This is a genomic window from Streptomyces sp. NPDC004126 (assembly GCF_050275515.1).
In the GTDB taxonomy this organism is placed as follows: Bacteria; Actinomycetota; Actinomycetes; order Streptomycetales; family Streptomycetaceae; genus Streptomyces.
In genome coordinates this window covers 126,044-141,390 of sequence record NZ_JBNNPF010000018.1, presented here as the reverse complement: position 1 = coordinate 141,390, position 15,347 = coordinate 126,044, and the positions used below count along the sequence as shown (strand labels likewise).

Here is a 15,347-nt window from a genome sequence, read left to right as displayed (position 1 = left end):
GCCCGGCCTGTACGCTCTGGCGGGCCTATGAGAGGGATTCGCATGTCGCAGAGCGAAGGTGCACGACTGTTCCGCGAGGCGTGGATCGCGGGGGTGCGGCGGCACTTTCCGGGTGAGCCGAAGGCCGGTTACGTGACCCCCTGGGACGAGACGCCGCAGTGGGAGCGCGAGGCCGCCGGGGCCGTGTACGCGCAGGTGCGCCACTTCGTCGAGATCAGCGGCGCCACCACCTCGCGGCTCTCGCGGGAGCAGAAGGGCCGGTTCGTCGCCGTCTGTTGGACCGCGCAGATGTACCGGCATTTTGAGGACCCCAAGCCGGGTTACGTGGCCGACTCGGCGGACCTTCCGGTCTGGCAGCAGGGGACGGACGCGGACATCTTCGAGGGGATTGAGAAGGCACTCCTCCGGTGAAACGGTCTCCGGTGATCACGCGCGTCGCCTGGGGTGAGATGGAGGTCGAAGGGCTCGCGGCGGGCAAGGACTTCGTGCTGTATCCGGGTGGCGGGAACGTCTGGGACTGGAACGTGCACGGGACCCGGCACGAGCCCGGGATCCGGGCCGGGGAGGTGCGGGAGCTGCTCGGGCGGGGTTGTGCGGTCGTCGTGCTCAGCCAGGGGATGGAGCGGCGGCTGAAGACGACGCCGGAGGTGCTGCGGGTGCTGCGGGAGGCGGGGGTCGCCGTGCACTCCGACGAGACCAGGGCCGCCGTCGGCCTGTACAACCGGCTGGCCGGGGCCGGGGAGGCGGTCGGCGGGCTGTTCCACTCCACCTGCTGAGGGGATCAGGAGAAGCTCGCGGGAGGACCTCCGGGAGGAGGCTGGGCGAGGCCCGGGAAAGCCAGAGCGTTAGTGGACGGTAATGGAGCGTTAGCAGCTCGGTTTACGGTACGCCTCGGAGATCATCCGTTGCCTTGCGCAGCGTGATTCCTCCAGGAATTCCATTCCCCGCTGGTTGGTCAGCTCTGGGAGCCGTGAGCCGCAGAATCCGTACGACCGAATCGGCGGCCAGAGCGCGCCCTTCCCCACGTTTCGCACTGAATCGGAGAACAGGCATGAGCCCTACCCGTCGTGACGTCCTGAAGTGGGCGGCCGGAGCCGGCGGCATGGCCGGTGCCGGCGTGCTCGGCCTCCCGAGTGCGGCATCTGCCGCGAGCTGGTCCTCCCGGTCCTGGATGGGACAGCTCTCCAACAGCCTTCCCGTCACGAAGCTGACGATCCCCGGAACCCACAACACCTGCGCCAACAGTGGCATGACGGCCGCGAAGTGCCAGATCTGGGACCTGCCGACGCAGCTCGACAAGGGCATCCGTTTCCTCGACATCCGTTTGAACGGATTGCAGGGCTCCGCGAACGAGATGGGCCTCTACCACTCCGACATATACATGAACAAGCGGTACCAGGACGTCCTCAACGACTGCGACTTCTTCCTGCGGAACAATCCGAAGGAAGTGATCATCATGCGGCTCAAGAACGAGAGTGCGGGAGGCCAGGCGCTCGGCGCAGAGGAATTCAGGCGTCGCTTCAACTGGTACATGGACGATCCGTCGATGCATTTCCGTCCGCTCTTCTGGACCAACCCCTCGTGGCCCACCCTGGGTCAGGCTCGCGGCAAGGTCGTGCTCCTCACCGACTTCAGCCACGAATGGACCACCCTCAAGTGGGGCGACGACCACTGCAAGATCCAGGACAAGTACAACGTCCCGGACGATGCGAAGAAGCAGGCGATCGTCGACCAGTTCGACGCGGCGTGGTTCGACCAGAGCGCCGCCAAGATGTTCATCAACTTCACCAGCACCGCCAAGGGACCCATCCCCGATCCCTCCATGGGGGCCCGGAAGATCCTCCCGAGCGTCTACGACTACCTGGAGCCCAGGAAGGCCCAGCGAGCCCGCTTCGGCATCGTGCCCATGGACTTCCCCAACTTCCGCCAAGACGTCCTGAGCCTCTTGATCGACAAGAACTTCGTCTAAAGGGGTCCGAAGGCCCGGGCTACGGCCAGGCTGTCCTCGTAGACGTGGTGCCGGGTGACCAGGCCGTCCTCGACGGTGAGGTGCAGGGCGAACCGCGCACGGTACGGGCGTCCCGTGGGCCGGGCGGTCTGGCGGATCTCGCCGAGCACGACCGCCTCGTTCCCGTCGACGAGGATCCGCTCGACCTCGGTCGCCGCACACTCCGGCACGTGGTGCTCGGCGAGCTCGCGGTAGTGGGCGGCCGCGTCGCCCCGGGTGGACCGGTGGCGGATCCACGGCGTGGCGGGGCGGCCGTGCTCGGCCTCCGGCCAGTCGAGCTTCCAGTCGCCCCGCTCGGCGTACAGCTCGGCGATGCGCTCGGGATCGCCCTCGCCGATCCTGCGCAGCAACTCCTCGACCACCGTGCGCGTGTCCATGCCGGCCCTCCGTCCTGGTCCGCGTCGTCCGACGCGGGGAGATCACCGATGCTGCCTGCGCGGGCACACGAAGACGATTACCTCTGGAGTAAGGCGGCCGGTCCGCAGGGGTGCCGCTTGACGCGGCGCTAGCAGGCGGGCGCGGGCCGGCCGCGTCCGCCGGTGGGGTCCGCGACGGGCTCCTCGTCGCCCTCGTCCCCGTCGTCGTCGCAGTACGGGCACCAGGGCGCCAGGCGGTTGTGCGTCCGGGTCGTCCAGGTGGTGGCCACGGTGAGGGCGATCCCGGCGATCAGGAAGAGGTACGCCCTGCGCTGCGCCCCCTCCATTCCCAGCAGGTCGTAGAGCGGGGCACAGCCCAGGACCGCGAGGGAGACGGTCGCGAACAGGACCAGGCCGAAGCGCGGGAGGGTGCCGAAGAAGGCGTGGGACGCCCACAGTGCCCGGCGTGAGCTGCCGGGCTCCCGAGCGGACTCCGCCGGGTTGAGCGGCAACACCTTGACGCACTCCGTGCAGGGCGGCGCGAAGTGGTGCCGGATCTGCATCGCGCCGGGGATGAACATCAGGGGCTGGCCCACCACATAGACGAGCAGGCCCATCGGCCCCGTCCCACGGGTGGCCACGAGGGCGGCGATGACGACGACGGCCGCGACCGCCTCCAGTGCGTACCCGGAATGCCGGTGCGGCAGTCTCATCGGGTGACCACCTCCGCGGCCTTCGCGGCTTCGCGCGGCACGAGGCACACCGTGAGGTCGGTCCCCATCGCCTCGGCGACGCGGTGCAGGACGTCGAGGCTCGGCAGGCTCCTGGCCGCCTCCAGCCGCGAGACGTGCGGCTGCCGCATCCCGGCCGCCTCCGCCAACTGGCGCTGCGACCAGCCGAGTTCCGTCCGCCGGTCGTGCACGGCCTGGGCGATCCGGTAGGCGAGGTCCCGCTCTTCGAGCTCGTCGGACTCATTCTTCCTTGGCATACCCTCAATGGTATGTATACCTTGAGCGGGATGCCAGAGGGGATGCCGCACCAACCCTTCTCGCAAGCCGAGTTGGCGGGCATCCCGCCCGACGGAAGGAAGAAAGATGCTCGAATTCCTCGCCCGCAACACCTTCCTGCGCCCGCTGTGCACCGCCCTGGGCCTCGTATGCGCGCTCTCGATGGCGGCGTCGCAGTCCGACCACCGCACGCTGTGGACCGTGTCGGCGGTCCTCGCGAGCCTCGACCTGGCCCTCCAGGGCGTCACCGCCCTGATCGGACGACAGGAGGCCGCCGCGTGATCGGCCTGCTCGTCATCTACACGAACCGTCTCGAGGAGTGCCGCGAGTTCTACGCCGGCCTCGGTCTCGACCTCGTACCGGAGCGCCACGGCAACGGCCCGGACCACTACTCCGCGACACTGGCAGACGGCAGCGTCCTGGAGCTCTACCCCGTCGGCCGCCGCCCCGAGACGGGCTACCTCCGCCTCGGCCTGAACGGCGACTCCCCCCGCACCCTCACCGACCCCGACGGCCGCACGGTCGTCCTGACCACCCCGGACCGGACCGGACCGCCATGACCCGCCGTCAGCCCCCGCCCGGCCCCTCCCCCACCACCCCCGCCACCCCGCACCACACACCCGCCCCCAGCGCCCACACCGGGCCGACGGCCTCCGTGCGGGACGGGGGGTCGGTCGGGGTGAGCCCCGGGAGGCGGACCAGGGTGCGGGTTTCGCGGGCGTCCGGCTGCGCGGGCGGGCGGTCGCGGAACTCGACCGTGGCGACGTACGAGCCCTCGCCCCGGGCTTCCAGGACCGCCACGGCACGCCGGCTCGGCGGGTCGATCCGGCACCCGGTGACCCGTACCTCCGGGGGGACGGAGGCCTGGCGGGAAGGGTCCGCGGGGCCGCCGCTGGCCCAGACGTACAGCCCCAACGGGGCGAACACCAGCAGGCCGGACAGGCAGACCATGCCCACCGCCCAGCCCTGCCACCTCACACCAGACGTACTCACACCCATGCCCAGATCCTCCCGCCGCCCGCCCCCTCCCACCAGCACCCGCCCACCCACACAGCATTTCGAAGCGGGACCGTCTGGACACCCGGCGTTCACCCAACGCCCCGCGGAATGTGGGTTTCCGTGAGCAGGCTGCCCCCGTGAGACGCATCCTTGGAATCGCTCTGGCGGTCCTCCTTGTGGGCGGCGTTGTCGCCGTCATCTTCCTCGGAGGAACCGGAACATCAGAGGGCACGGCAACGAAGACCGTGCGTGGCGTCATCGGATCGGAGAAGTCCGAGTTCTTCCGCGATCCCGACGTCGTCAAGGCCCTTGCAGCCAAGGGCTACACCGTGAAGACCGAGACCTCGGGCTCCTGGGCCATGGACCAGCTGGCCCTCAAGGAGTACGACTTCGCCTTCCCCAGCAGCAGCGAGCCCGCCGACGAGATCGCCGCGAAGGCCGGGGTGAAGGGCGCGCAGAGCGCGAAGCCCTTCTTCTCCCCGCTCGTGGTCATCGCCCGCGCCAACGCGGCCCGCGTCCTCGCCGACAACGGCCTCGTCAGGATGACAGGCAAGAACACCGGCACCCTCCTGATGGAGCCCTTCCTCAAGGCGGCCGGCGAGGACCGCACCTGGCAGCAGCTCCCCGGTTCCACGGCCCACGCGGAACTGAGCGGAACGGTCTTCGTCAAGACCTCCGACCCCACCACCTCCAACTCCGGCGCCCTGTTCATCGGCGCCACCTCCAACGTGGCCAACAGCAAGACGGTCGTCTCCGACGACGCCGGCATCGAGCGCACCGCCCCCCTCCTGCGGAAGCTGATCTCCGTCCAGGGCTCCCTGGAGCCCAGCACCGACGGCCCCTTCCGGTCCTTCATCAGCGGCAGCGGAGAGCCGCTGGTCCTCGCCTACGAGGCCCAGGTCGCCGCGCTGCTGATGCAGAAGCAGGCCACCGGGGAGGCCGCGAGCATGGTCGTGCTGTACCCGGACACCACCGTGAACTCCCCGCACACCTTCGTACCGCTCGGCGACAAGGCCAAGGACCTCGGCACGCTCCTCGCCACCGACAAGAAGCTGCGCGAGCTGGCCGTGCGGCACGGCTTCCGCCCCCAGGAGGGCACCGCCGAGTTCACCGCCGCCACCACCCCGTACGCCGGGTACCTCAACCCGGAGCTGACCGGGATCCGCCAGGTCAGCGCTCCGACCGTGAAGGTCCTGACGGCGCTGGCAGCCCGCGCCAAGGGGCAGGGGGGCACGCCGTGACACTGACACCGCCGCCGCTGACACCGCCCGAGGACGGCCCGCTCGTGCTGACCGCGCCCGAGCCGGTGCCCGCCGTACGCCGCGAGCAGGCCTCCGGCCTCGTCCCGCTCCAGGACGGCGTCCGGGAGGAGATGGCCCGCCGGGCCGACGAGTACGTGGGCCGGCTCGCCGGTGTCGACGCCCGCTCGCCGGAGTTCGCGACCCGGATCGGCGACATCACCGCGCTCGGCTCCGCCGACATGCGGACCGCCGCCAACCAGTCCAACCGGATGCTGGAGCGGGCCGTACGGTCCCTCGGCGCGGACGGCGGCGGGGACGCGCAGGCCCGGGTGGCGGGGTCGCTGGTCGAGCTGCGCCGCACCGTCGAGGACCTCGACCCGCGGGACGCGCCCGCCAAGGGGGCCCGCAGGCTGCTGGCGAAGCTGCCGGGCGGCAACAGGTTCCGCGACCACGTGGCCAAGTACGCCTCCTCCCAGGCCACCCTGAACCGGATCGTCGGCGCGCTGCGCGGCGGCCAGGACGAGCTGCGCCGCGACAACGCCGCCCTGCACACGGAGCGGGCCCGGCTCTGGGAGACGATGGGCAAGCTCCAGGAGTACGCGGTGCTCACCGAGGCCCTGGACGCGGCCGTGGAGCAGCGGATCACGGAGGCCGAGCGCTCCGACCCCGCCCAGGCGGACGCGCTCCGCGCCGACGTCCTGTTCCCGGTGCGGCAGAAGCACCAGGACCTGCTGACGCAGCTGGCGGTGTGTGCGCAGGGCTACCTGGCGATGGACGTGGTCCGGCGCAACAACGAGGAGCTCGTCAAGGGCGTCGACCGGGCGGCGACGACGACCGTCTCGGCGCTGCGGATCGCGGTGATGCTGGCTTCGGCCCTGGACAACCAGCGCAGGGTGGCCGAGCAGGTCGACGCGCTGCGCGGCACCACCGAGGAGCTGATCCGGGGGAACGCGGAGATGCTGGCGACCCAGAGCGGCGAGATCCAGCGGATCGCCGCCGACCCGGCCGTGGGCGCGGAGACGCTGCGTACGGCCTTCGCGCAGATCTACAAGACCCTGGACGCGATCGACACGTTCAAGGTCCAGGCCACCGAGAGCATGGCGGCGACGGTGGAGTCCCTGACGGGCGAGCTGCAGGCGGCCTCGGCGCACCTGGCCCGCACCCGCACCGCGAACGCCCTGGAAGGCGGGGAGCGATGAACGCGCGCACCACGAGGACGAAGCTGCACACGGCACGCGTGCGCAGACGTCTCGCCGCGGCGGTGGTGCTGGCCGCGACCCTGCTGGGCGCGACGGCCTGCACCTCGGACGAACCGGCGGGGACCACCGCGTCCGGCGGCGCCAAGCCGCAGGAGTACAAGGAGGGCCGGCTCCGCGTGCTGGCCTCCAGCGAGCTGTCCGACATGGCGCAGATCCTGAAGGACGCCAAGACGGCCACCGGGGTCTCCGTCGACTTCACCTGGTCGGGGACGCTGGACGCGGCCGAACAGGTCGCCTCGGGGAAGGCGGACGGCCGGTACGACGCGATCTGGCTGTCCTCCAACGACTACCTGCGGCTGCGTCCCGAGGCGGCGGCGAAGCTCGCCAACGAGACGCCGGTGATGTCCTCCCCCGTCGCCGTCGGAGTCAAGCCGGAGGCGCTGGCCCGGCTGGGCTGGAAGCCGGAAGAGGTGACCTGGTCGGCGGTCGAGGAGGCCGTGGCGGCCGGGAAGCTGACGTACGGGATGACGGATCCGGTGCGTTCGAACTCCGGTTTCTCCACCCTCGTCTCGGTGGCCTCGGGGCTGTCGGGCGCGCAGTCGGCGCTGACGGACGCGGACGTGCAGAAGGCCCGGCCGCGGCTGAAGGAGTTCTTCAAGGGGCAGAAGCTGACCTCCGGTTCCTCGGGCTGGCTGGCGACGGCGTACGCGAAGCGGGACGACGTGGACGCGCTGGTCAACTACGAGTCGGTGCTGCTGTCGATGAACGACCGGGCGAAGTCCCCGCTGAAGGTGGTCCGCCCGAAGGACGGGGTGGTCACGGCGCACTACCCGCTGACGCTGCTGACGTCGGCCCCGGCGGGGGCGCGGGAGTCGGGCCGGCTGCTGACGGAGTACCTGCGGGGCGACGCGGCGCAGAAGGCGATCACGGAGAAGACGTTCCGGCGTCCGGTGGCGGCGGGGGTGGCGCCGGCGGCCGGGCTGGACCCGGCCGTGCGCCGCGAGCTGCCCTTCCCGGGGGCCCGGTCGGTGGCGGACGGGCTGCTGGCCTCGTACGAGAACGAGCTGCGGCGGCCCTCGCGGACGGTGTACGTGCTGGACACCTCGGGTTCGATGGAGGAGGCGGACCGGATCGGGCGGCTGCGTTCGGCGCTCACCGACCTTACGGGGACGGGGAGTTCGGGGACGGGACAGCGCTTCCGGGACCGCGAGGAGGTGACGCTGCTGCCGTTCGGCGACAAGGTGAAGAAGGTGCTGACGCACGTCGTCGAGCCGGGCAATCCGGGGCCCGCCCTGGACGCGATCCGGGGTGACGTCAAGTCGCTGCGCCCGGAGGGCGGTACGGCCGTCTACGCGAGCCTGAAGGCCGCGTACCAGCACCTGGGGCAGGGCGGCGCGGACGCGTTCACCTCGATCGTGCTGATGACGGACGGGCAGAGCGGGGACAAGGTGAAGGACTTCGACTCCTTCTACGCGGGACTGCCGGAGGCGCAGAAGCGCACGCCGGTGTTCGCGGTGCTGTTCGGGGACTCGGACCGCAAGGAGCTGACGCACATCACGGAGCTGACCGGTGGCCGCCTCTTCGACGCGACCGACGGGAACGGCTCCCTGGACGGGGCCTTCGAGGAGATACGTGGCTACCAGTAGGGCGCTGACGCTGAAGTACCTGGAGTCGGGGAAGAACCTGTGGGGCTGTGCCTGCGGGCTCCTCGGGCTGGGCCTGACGGTGGCCGGGGTGGCGGGCGCGTACTGGCCGGCGGTGGTCGCGGGGCTGTACGGGGCGGGTGCGCTCATCGCGCCGCCCGACCGGACCCCGCCGCCGCCGTTCCCCGGTCCCGCGGAGCAGCTGGACCTCGTACGGGAGGACCTGGGCCGGCTGCGCGGGTACGTGGCGGAGGTGGAGTTGCCGCCGGCCGCCGAGGGGAAGCTGAGCGAGCTGCTGGACCTGTACGCGGCCCTGCTGGCCCCGGGGTGGCCGGCGCAGGTCCTGGCGGCCGAACCGGAAGCGGTGCACTCGCTGGCGCGGGCGGTCCGGCTGGACGTGCCGGAGTGCGTGGACACGTACAACCGGACCCGCTGGTGGACCCGGCTGACGCCGGGCGGGGAGTCCCCCGAGCGGCACTTGGAGCGGCAGCTGTCGCTGCTGTCGGAGGAAGCGGAACGGCTGACGGCGGAGCTCCAGGACCGGGAGGCGCTCCGGCAGCAGACGCACACGGCCTATCTGGAAGGCCGCAGGGACTCCTAGGCCGGGTGGCGGCGGGGCGGTCACCGGGGGGTGGCCGCCGGCCTGCCCGCGCGCGGGAGGACGGACCACGGGGGCTCCGCGGCGGAGCCGTCGGGGTTCGGTTCGAGGACCAGGTCCATGAGCCGCCGGGTGCTGGGCAGCGGGCTCAGGCCGAGCTCTTCGCGCAGGATCCGTTCCAGTGCCCGGTAGGCCTGGAGCGCCTCGGTCCGGCGGCCGCACCGGTGGAGCGCGGCGATGAGGTGGCCGTGGAACCACTCGTGGAGCGGGTGGTCGTGGACGAGGAGGCGCAGTTCGGGGATCACCTCGCGGTAGCGGCCGAGCCGGACGGTGATCTCGATGTGCAGTTCCAGTGCCTGGACGTACAGCTCCTCCAGGCGTGCCCGGCGGCCGGCCAGGACGTGTCCGACCGGGATGTTGGAGACCAGGGGCCCGCGCCGGATGGCGAGGGCCCTCTTCATGTGGGCGGCGGCGGTCTCCGTGTCGCCCCGGCCCAGTTCGGCGTCCGCGAGCAGGACGAGGTCTTCGAGTTCCCGGACGTCGGTGGCCTGGTGGTCGTCGAGGTGCAGCATGTAGCCGGAGGGGCACGTGATCAGGACGGGCCGGGACGTCTCCCCGGCCGACAGTTCGTCGAGCCGCTTGCGGGCGTGGTGGATGTGGGTCTGGGCCGTCGCGAGGGCGGTGCGCGGGGGGCTTTCCCGCCAGAGCTCGCGGACCAGGGTGTCCGAGCTGACGACCAGGCCCGGCTGGGTGGCGAGCAGGGCCAGGGCCTGGGCGACCTTGGGCGGTCCCGGGGTGTGGGACGTGCCGTCGGCCGTGACGATGAGGAAGGGTCCGAGGAGTCTCAGACGCATCGTGCACTCTCCTTTCCGGGGGCCCGGACGCCCGCGTCATCGAGGACCGTCGGAGGTTTCCATTGGTTCTCGGCAGCATAGCTTTGGTCTTCTTCCGGCCAACGTCGGCGCGTTCCGTGCGATCGGATTGCCTCCAAGGAGGCATGGGGGGTGCACCATAGGACGTCTGTCTTGATCCCGGCGGTTCTCCTAGATTCGTTGCCATGCCGCTGTTGATGCCGCAACCGATCACCTCCGACAACGGGTCCCGGCCCGATCTCCTCGACGATTGGCTGGCCGCCCACTCCACCCGCTCTGAGCGAAATCCTGAATTCCGTATTCTGGGTCCGCTCGAAATGCGCCACGGCGCTTCCGTTTACCGCCCCCGCGGTCCCAAGGTGCGAAAGCTGCTGGCCCTCCTCATCGTCCGGGCCAACGAAACCGTGCCGGTGGACCACCTGATCGACGAGCTGTGGGAAGGCGACCCGCCGGCCACGGCGGTCAACACGGTCCGCACGCACGTCTACCACCTGCGCCAGGAGCTCGGTCAGTGGCTCGGGCACGACGCGGTGCAGGACCTGCTGACCACGGAGGCGACCGGTTACTCGCTCAACGTGGAAGAACGGCAGACCGATCTGGCCGCCTTCCGCCGGACCTGCGCCCTGGGGCGTCAGGAGCTGCGGGCCGGGCACCTGGAAGCGGCATACGAAAGCTTCGGCGACGCGCTCGGCATGTGGCGGGGGCCCGCCCTGGCCGACGTGCGCCAGGGACACGTCCTCGCGGCACACGCCCGGGAGATCGAGGAGCTCCAGCTCCACGCCCAGGAGAAATGGATCGAAGTGGCCATGCGGCTGGGCTACTACCGCGAGGTCCTGCCCCAGCTGCGGAACCTCGTGGCCAGCCACCCCTACAACGAATGGCTGCACGCACGGCTGATCGACGCCCTGCACCAGTCGGGCCGGCGGGGCGACGCCCTGCGCGCGTTCCAGGACGTACGCACCGTCCTGGCGCACGAGCTCGGCCTGGAGCCCTCGGAGGACCTGAGGCGGGTGCAGCGGTGCGTGCTGGTCGGCAGCCGGGCTTCCTGACCGGCCGCCGGCCCGCCCCCGGCACTCCTGCCCCCACCCCCACCCCCACTCCCCTTGCCCCGTACGTACGAGAGAAGGAAGAACAGTGTTTCGTTCACTGCCCTTAGCGGCAGCAGCAGCCGGCGTGGCCGTGCTCGCGTCCATCGCGCCGCTCGCGCTGCCGACGGTCGCCATGGCGGAGCCGGTCCCCGCGGCCGCCCAGTCCGTGAGCCTCCACCAGGGCGCCGAGGTCATCACCGGCCGGGCGACCGAGCTCTACCCGGAGGGCATCGCCTGGGACCCGACCCGCCGCGCCTTCCTGGTCGGCTCCGCCTCCCAGGGCAACCTCTCGGTGATCGGCCAGGACGGCAGCATCAAGCAGCTGGCGCCGAGCATCGGCATGGTGTCGACCCTCGGCATCCGCGTCGACGTCGCCCGCAACCGCATCCTGGTCGCCTACAGCGACTTCTGGGTCCGCCAGCGCCTGGACGTCGGCGATCAGCCGCCGACCTCGGGCGTGGCCATCTTCGCCCTGGACACCGGCAAGCTGCAGCGCAAGGTGGACGTGGCGGGCGGGCGCGGGCGCACCTTCGCCAACGACCTCACCTTCGACCGCCGCGGGAACATCTACGTCACGGACTCCGTGTCGGACACGATCCAGCGGATCGGCCTCGACGGCAAGGTCACCCCGCTGGTCACCGACCCCCGCTTCGCCGCCGACATCGTCGGCCTGAACGGGATCGTCTGGCACCCGGACGGCTACCTGCTCGCCGTGCGCTACGACACCGGCCTCATGTTCAAGATCAACCCGAACGCGCCGGCGCACCGCCGGGTGACCGAGGTCAAGCTCCCCCGGCCGCTGGTCGGCACGGACGGCCTCGGGCTGCGCCCCGACGGCTCCCTGGTCGTCGTCACCAACTCGATCGGCGCCGCCGTGGGCGTGCCCGGCGGGGTGGACGCGGTGACCGTCCTGGAGTCGAAGGACGGCTGGCGCACCGCCGGCTTCAGCCAGCGGGTGGACCCGTGGGCCACCCAGGGCCCCACGACCGTGGCCGTGACGCCGCACGGCGACTACGTCCTCAGCGGCGACGTCGGTGAGCTCATGGCCGGCCGGACCTCGGACCTGGTCACCCTCCGCCGCATTCCGGGCTCGGAGTCCGGGGGGTACGGCCGATGATGGCGACGAACAAGGGGCCGGCCGCCGTCTGGGCGCTGGTGGCCACTTCCCTGCCGATGTTCATGGTGTCGCTGGACAACCTGGTCGTCACCAACGCACTGCCCAAGATCGCCGAGCAGTTCAGCGTCAAGCAGTCCGAGCTGCAGTGGGTGATGAACGGCTACGTGCTGGCCTTCGCCGGTCTGCTGCTGGCGGGCGCGGCGCTGGGTGACCGCTTCGGCCGCCGCCGGGTCTTCCTGTGGGGCGTCGGGCTCTTCACGGCCTCGTCCATCGCCTGTGCGGTGGCCGACTCGGTCGTCACGCTGGTGGTCGCCCGCGTGCTCCAGGGCGCCGGTGCCGCGGCGATCCTGCCGGTCTCGCTCACCCTGGCCGTCGCCGCCGTCTCCCGGGAGAAGCGGAACATGGCCGTCGGTGTGTGGGGCGGCGTCAACGGCCTCGGCATCGCGGTCGGTCCGCTGGCCGGCGGCCTGGTGACCGAGCAGATCGACTGGAGCTGGATCTTCTGGATCAACGTGCCGGTCGGCGTCATCGCCCTGCCCCTCGCCTTCTGGGCGGTCAAGGAGAGCAGGGGTGAGGAACGGAACCTGAACGTCCCCAGCATGGTGCTGATCACCGGCTCGGTCGTGGCGGCGGTCTGGGGCATCGTCCAGGCGGCGGACCACGGCTGGACGCAGAGCACCACGCTGATCGGACTCGGTGTCGCGGTGGTACTCGCGGTCGCGTTCATCATGAACGAGCGCAGGAGCGCGAGCCCGCTGATCCCGCTGCACATGTACCGCGTCCCGGCCTTCGTGCTCAGCAACGTGGTGTCGATCACGATGTACTTCGGTGTCTTCGGGTCGATCTTCTTCCTGAGCCAGTTCCTGCAGGGCCCGATGGGCTTCTCGCCCTTCGAGGCGGGACTGCGCACCCTTCCGTGGACCGTCGCCCCGATGATCGTGGTGCCCGCCGCGATGGGCTTCGTGGACCGCATCGGCGGCGGTGTCCTGCAGGCGGTGGGCTGTGCCCTCCAGGGCCTCGGCCTCGGCTGGATCGCCCTGATCGTCACCCCCGACGTCGGCTACGGCGCCATGGTGCCCGCCCTCGCCCTCGCCGGCATCGGCATGGGCCTCGTCTTCGCCGGCAACCCCGCCACGGTCATCTCCGCGGTACGGGAGAGCGAACACAACAAGGCCTCCGGCGCGAACAACACCAGCCGCGAGTTCGGCGGTGCGCTGGGTGTCGCCGCCCTGACGGCGGTCTTCAGCCGGCAGTTCGCCGGTGCCGGCACGGGCGACGCGCAGGCGGCCTTCACGGACAGCCTCCAGTCGGCGCTGTGGATCGGTACGGCGGTGGTCCTGCTGGGCGCGGTGAGCGCCCTGTTCATCAGGCGCCGTGCGACGCAGGACGGCTCCGGGGCCGTCGAGCAGGAGCGGGTGTCGGTCCCGGTCGGCTGACCGGAGCCCTGCCCACCCGCAAGCCAACCGTTCACTTCGGAGAAGTGGTCTGGAGGGAAGACGTATGACCACGCAGGTGATTGAGGACGCCACCTCTTCTGTGATCCAGGACATCGACTACGGCCGCACCATCGAACGGGCACTCGTGCACCGTTCCGCGATTACCGAAGTCTTCGTCACGGATGTTCAAACGCTGCGGCCCATGGCGGTGACGGCTGGAATTCACCTTCCGCTGACCCATCTCTATTACAGTGACCACCGGTCGCGGCCCAAGCTGCACGATTCCCTGATTTTCCTGGAGGCGGGGCGACAGGTATCGATCGCGGGTTCCCACATTCACGTGGGAATTCCGATCGACACCATCGCCATCGTGAACACCTTCCAGTTTTCGATGAAGAACCTGTACGCTCTGGAAGTAGGCCGGGAAACCGGAACCCCGCGGATCGACACCGACTTCTTCGGTACTCCGGCCCGCAACGGCCGGTTCCGCAAGGGCCGGCTCGTCCAGCGGATCTACATGGGTGACGTGCACGTCGGCGACCACTCCATGGACGTGCTCTTCCTGAAGAAGCACGAGAACGAGATCCTCCGCCAGGCGCAGCGCGGCACGCCGGCACCGATGAGCTCGGAGTTCACCGAGGACGTCGTGTCCCGCACGACCAAGCGCGTCGCCCCGGAACTGGTGGGCCGCGACAACCCGATCAACGTCGTCCTCACCGAACCGGAGGTCATCGGCGACTCGGTCGTGGCCCAGGTCGTACCGCGCTTCGACAACCCGGCGCTGTTCGACCACGCCTACGACCACCTGCCGGCGATGACCCTGGTCGAGGCGGCCCGCCAGGTGGCGGTCTACTCGGCCGGCACCGCCGGCCGGGCCCCCGGGCAAGACCCCCTCCCGGTGTACGCCTCCGGCTTCGACGCGGAGTTCTACCGCTTCGCCGAGCTGGACGTACCCCTGACGGTGTCGGCGGACCGGGTGCCGGCCGGCCCCGAGCGCCACGTGATCCGCGTCCGGTTCCTCCAGGACTCGGAGGAGATCGCGGCCCTCACCGTCACCGTCGACGACGCATCCCGCATCCCGCAACTCCAGCCGAGGAACCCCCATGCCTGACAGCACCGCGCCCCGACTGGCGATCTGGTCGGACTTCGGAGGAGTCCTCACCCCTCCGCTCGGCCACACCATGGAGAAGTTCTGCGCCTCCATGGGCGTCGACCAGGCCGTCCTCGGACGGGCCCTGGCCACCGTCACCGCCCGGTACGGCACCAGCGACATCATGGAGCCGATCGACACGCCGCTGGTGACCGAGGAGCAGTGGCTCCGCGAGATCGGTGACGTGCTGGAGTCCGAGCACGGCGTCACCCTCCGCCTCACCACGATGGCGGACGCCTGGTTCGACGGTCGGGAGACCAACCACGACTGGGTGTCCCAGCTGCGCAAGGCGCGGGACCGGGGAGCGTTCGTCGGGATGCTCTCGAACATGGTGCCCGCCTGGGACCAGCACTGGCGGCGGATGATCGAGCCCTCCGAGCTCTTCGACGACGTCCTGCTCTCCTTCGAGACGGGTCACCGCAAGCCGTCCCCCGGCATGTTCGAACTCGCCGCGCAGCGGGCGGGAGTCGCCCCGGAGCGCTGCGTGCTCGTGGACGACCTGCCGCACAACTGCGCCGGCGCCGAGGCGGCCGGATGGCGGGCGGTGCTCTTCACCGACGCCGAGAGCGCCGCAGCCCAGCTCGAATCCCTGTGGGACGAAGTCGCATGAGCCGGCAGTCCCCGACCCCGCCA

The 15,347-nt window shown here is 70.7% G+C and carries 19 protein-coding genes; 14 read left to right on the top strand and 5 right to left on the bottom strand.

The window, feature by feature from the left end; genetic code table 11:
- Window positions 1–42 precede the first annotated feature (42 nt).
- The 3 genes from ACQKM2_RS19245 (at window position 43) to ACQKM2_RS19235 (ending at window position 1,969) form a co-directional block, all read left to right on the top strand.
- Window positions 43–411 (top strand): hypothetical protein, encoded by a 369-nt coding sequence (locus ACQKM2_RS19245; protein ID WP_427711152.1) that lies wholly within the window; start codon window positions 43–45, stop codon window positions 409–411.
- A gap of 11 nt (window positions 412–422) precedes the next feature.
- Entirely contained in the window at window positions 423–776 is a 354-nt protein-coding gene (locus tag ACQKM2_RS19240; protein ID WP_427711150.1) for an MTH938/NDUFAF3 family protein, read from the top strand.
- Between the two features lie 275 nt (window positions 777–1,051).
- Window positions 1,052–1,969, top strand: a complete 918-nt coding sequence (locus ACQKM2_RS19235) for a phosphatidylinositol-specific phospholipase C (RefSeq protein WP_427711148.1) — start codon at window positions 1,052–1,054, stop codon at window positions 1,967–1,969.
- Here the strand turns inward: ACQKM2_RS19235 and ACQKM2_RS19230 are convergent.
- The 3 genes from ACQKM2_RS19230 to ACQKM2_RS19220 all read right to left on the bottom strand — a co-directional run bounded on the left by ACQKM2_RS19230 (window position 1,966) and on the right by ACQKM2_RS19220 (window position 3,352).
- A complete protein-coding gene (locus ACQKM2_RS19230; protein ID WP_427711146.1) occupies window positions 1,966–2,385 on the bottom strand; it encodes a nuclear transport factor 2 family protein in 420 nt (139 codons plus the stop codon). The genes ACQKM2_RS19235 and ACQKM2_RS19230 overlap by 4 nt on opposite strands.
- Window positions 2,386–2,513: 128 nt before the next feature.
- On the bottom strand, window positions 2,514–3,077 hold the full coding sequence (locus tag ACQKM2_RS19225; RefSeq protein ID WP_427711144.1) for a hypothetical protein: 564 nt from the start codon (window positions 3,075–3,077) through the stop codon (window positions 2,514–2,516).
- Window positions 3,074–3,352, bottom strand: a complete 279-nt coding sequence (locus tag ACQKM2_RS19220) for a helix-turn-helix domain-containing protein (RefSeq protein ID WP_427711142.1) — start codon at window positions 3,350–3,352, stop codon at window positions 3,074–3,076. Before ACQKM2_RS19220 ends, ACQKM2_RS19225 begins: the two co-directional genes overlap by 4 nt.
- A gap of 106 nt (window positions 3,353–3,458) precedes the next feature.
- Here ACQKM2_RS19220 and ACQKM2_RS19215 point away from each other — a divergent pair, with 106 nt between their 5' ends.
- Entirely contained in the window at window positions 3,459–3,653 is a 195-nt protein-coding gene (locus tag ACQKM2_RS19215) for a hypothetical protein (protein ID WP_427711141.1), read from the top strand.
- Window positions 3,650–3,931, top strand: coding sequence for a VOC family protein (locus tag ACQKM2_RS19210; RefSeq protein WP_427711139.1), 282 nt, complete (start codon window positions 3,650–3,652; stop codon window positions 3,929–3,931). Before ACQKM2_RS19215 ends, ACQKM2_RS19210 begins: the two co-directional genes overlap by 4 nt.
- Before the next feature lie 7 nt (window positions 3,932–3,938).
- Here ACQKM2_RS19210 and ACQKM2_RS19205 read toward each other — a convergent pair whose 3' ends face one another.
- The gene (locus tag ACQKM2_RS19205; protein ID WP_427711137.1) at window positions 3,939–4,370 is read right to left on the bottom strand and encodes a hypothetical protein; all 432 of its coding nucleotides are present in this window, start codon (window positions 4,368–4,370) and stop codon (window positions 3,939–3,941) included.
- 110 nt (window positions 4,371–4,480) lie between these two features.
- Here ACQKM2_RS19205 and ACQKM2_RS19200 point away from each other — a divergent pair, with 110 nt between their 5' ends.
- Genes ACQKM2_RS19200 through ACQKM2_RS19185 form a run of 4 tightly spaced genes read left to right on the top strand, consistent with a single transcriptional unit; the run spans window position 4,481 to window position 9,054 of the window.
- Window positions 4,481–5,611, top strand: coding sequence for a hypothetical protein (locus tag ACQKM2_RS19200; protein WP_427711135.1), 1,131 nt, complete (start codon window positions 4,481–4,483; stop codon window positions 5,609–5,611).
- Entirely contained in the window at window positions 5,608–6,810 is a 1,203-nt protein-coding gene (locus ACQKM2_RS19195) for a toxic anion resistance protein (RefSeq protein WP_427711133.1), read from the top strand. Before ACQKM2_RS19200 ends, ACQKM2_RS19195 begins: the two co-directional genes overlap by 4 nt.
- Entirely contained in the window at window positions 6,807–8,456 is a 1,650-nt protein-coding gene (locus ACQKM2_RS19190; RefSeq protein WP_427711131.1) for a substrate-binding and vWA domain-containing protein, read from the top strand. The genes ACQKM2_RS19195 and ACQKM2_RS19190 overlap by 4 nt, the downstream gene beginning before the upstream one ends.
- Window positions 8,443–9,054 (top strand): hypothetical protein, encoded by a 612-nt coding sequence (locus tag ACQKM2_RS19185; protein ID WP_427711130.1) that lies wholly within the window; start codon window positions 8,443–8,445, stop codon window positions 9,052–9,054. Before ACQKM2_RS19190 ends, ACQKM2_RS19185 begins: the two co-directional genes overlap by 14 nt.
- Before the next feature lie 20 nt (window positions 9,055–9,074).
- On the opposite strand, the gene ACQKM2_RS19180 is transcribed toward ACQKM2_RS19185, so the two are convergent.
- Window positions 9,075–9,905 (bottom strand): AfsR/SARP family transcriptional regulator, encoded by an 831-nt coding sequence (locus tag ACQKM2_RS19180; protein WP_427711128.1) that lies wholly within the window; start codon window positions 9,903–9,905, stop codon window positions 9,075–9,077.
- Between the two features lie 377 nt (window positions 9,906–10,282).
- On the opposite strand from ACQKM2_RS19180, the gene ACQKM2_RS19175 reads away from it, so the two are divergent.
- From ACQKM2_RS19175 to ACQKM2_RS19155, 5 genes are all read left to right on the top strand, one after another.
- Window positions 10,283–10,972 (top strand): AfsR/SARP family transcriptional regulator, encoded by a 690-nt coding sequence (locus tag ACQKM2_RS19175; protein WP_427711126.1) that lies wholly within the window; start codon window positions 10,283–10,285, stop codon window positions 10,970–10,972.
- 85 nt (window positions 10,973–11,057) lie between these two features.
- A complete protein-coding gene (locus ACQKM2_RS19170) occupies window positions 11,058–12,128 on the top strand; it encodes an SMP-30/gluconolactonase/LRE family protein (protein ID WP_427711124.1) in 1,071 nt (356 codons plus the stop codon).
- Complete coding sequence (locus ACQKM2_RS19165; RefSeq protein ID WP_427711122.1) at window positions 12,125–13,564, top strand: MFS transporter; 1,440 nt, start codon at window positions 12,125–12,127, stop codon at window positions 13,562–13,564. The genes ACQKM2_RS19170 and ACQKM2_RS19165 overlap by 4 nt, the downstream gene beginning before the upstream one ends.
- A 64-nt stretch (window positions 13,565–13,628) precedes the next feature.
- Complete coding sequence (locus ACQKM2_RS19160; RefSeq protein WP_427711120.1) at window positions 13,629–14,675, top strand: AfsA-related hotdog domain-containing protein; 1,047 nt, start codon at window positions 13,629–13,631, stop codon at window positions 14,673–14,675.
- Entirely contained in the window at window positions 14,668–15,324 is a 657-nt protein-coding gene (locus ACQKM2_RS19155; RefSeq protein ID WP_427711119.1) for an HAD family hydrolase, read from the top strand. The genes ACQKM2_RS19160 and ACQKM2_RS19155 overlap by 8 nt, the downstream gene beginning before the upstream one ends.
- The last annotated feature ends 23 nt before the right edge of the window (window positions 15,325–15,347 follow it).

Bases quoted from the DNA above. Each gene is read 5' to 3' on its own strand.
- ACQKM2_RS19155 (WP_427711119.1), top strand. From the start codon at position 14,668: ATGCCTGACAGCACCGCGCCCCGACTGGCGATCTGGTCGGACTTCGGA.
- ACQKM2_RS19160 (WP_427711120.1), top strand. From the start codon at position 13,629: ATGACCACGCAGGTGATTGAGGACGCCACCTCTTCTGTGATCCAGGAC.
- ACQKM2_RS19205 (WP_427711137.1), bottom strand. From the start codon at position 4,370: ATGGGTGTGAGTACGTCTGGTGTGAGGTGGCAGGGCTGGGCGGTGGGC.
- ACQKM2_RS19230 (WP_427711146.1), bottom strand. From the start codon at position 2,385: ATGGACACGCGCACGGTGGTCGAGGAGTTGCTGCGCAGGATCGGCGAG.
- ACQKM2_RS19220 (WP_427711142.1), bottom strand. From the start codon at position 3,352: ATGCCAAGGAAGAATGAGTCCGACGAGCTCGAAGAGCGGGACCTCGCC.
- ACQKM2_RS19180 (WP_427711128.1), bottom strand. From the start codon at position 9,905: ATGCGTCTGAGACTCCTCGGACCCTTCCTCATCGTCACGGCCGACGGC.
- ACQKM2_RS19235 (WP_427711148.1), top strand. From the start codon at position 1,052: ATGAGCCCTACCCGTCGTGACGTCCTGAAGTGGGCGGCCGGAGCCGGC.
- ACQKM2_RS19215 (WP_427711141.1), top strand. From the start codon at position 3,459: ATGCTCGAATTCCTCGCCCGCAACACCTTCCTGCGCCCGCTGTGCACC.
- ACQKM2_RS19190 (WP_427711131.1), top strand. From the start codon at position 6,807: ATGAACGCGCGCACCACGAGGACGAAGCTGCACACGGCACGCGTGCGC.
- ACQKM2_RS19225 (WP_427711144.1), bottom strand. From the start codon at position 3,077: ATGAGACTGCCGCACCGGCATTCCGGGTACGCACTGGAGGCGGTCGCG.
- ACQKM2_RS19245 (WP_427711152.1), top strand. From the start codon at position 43: ATGTCGCAGAGCGAAGGTGCACGACTGTTCCGCGAGGCGTGGATCGCG.
- ACQKM2_RS19165 (WP_427711122.1), top strand. From the start codon at position 12,125: ATGATGGCGACGAACAAGGGGCCGGCCGCCGTCTGGGCGCTGGTGGCC.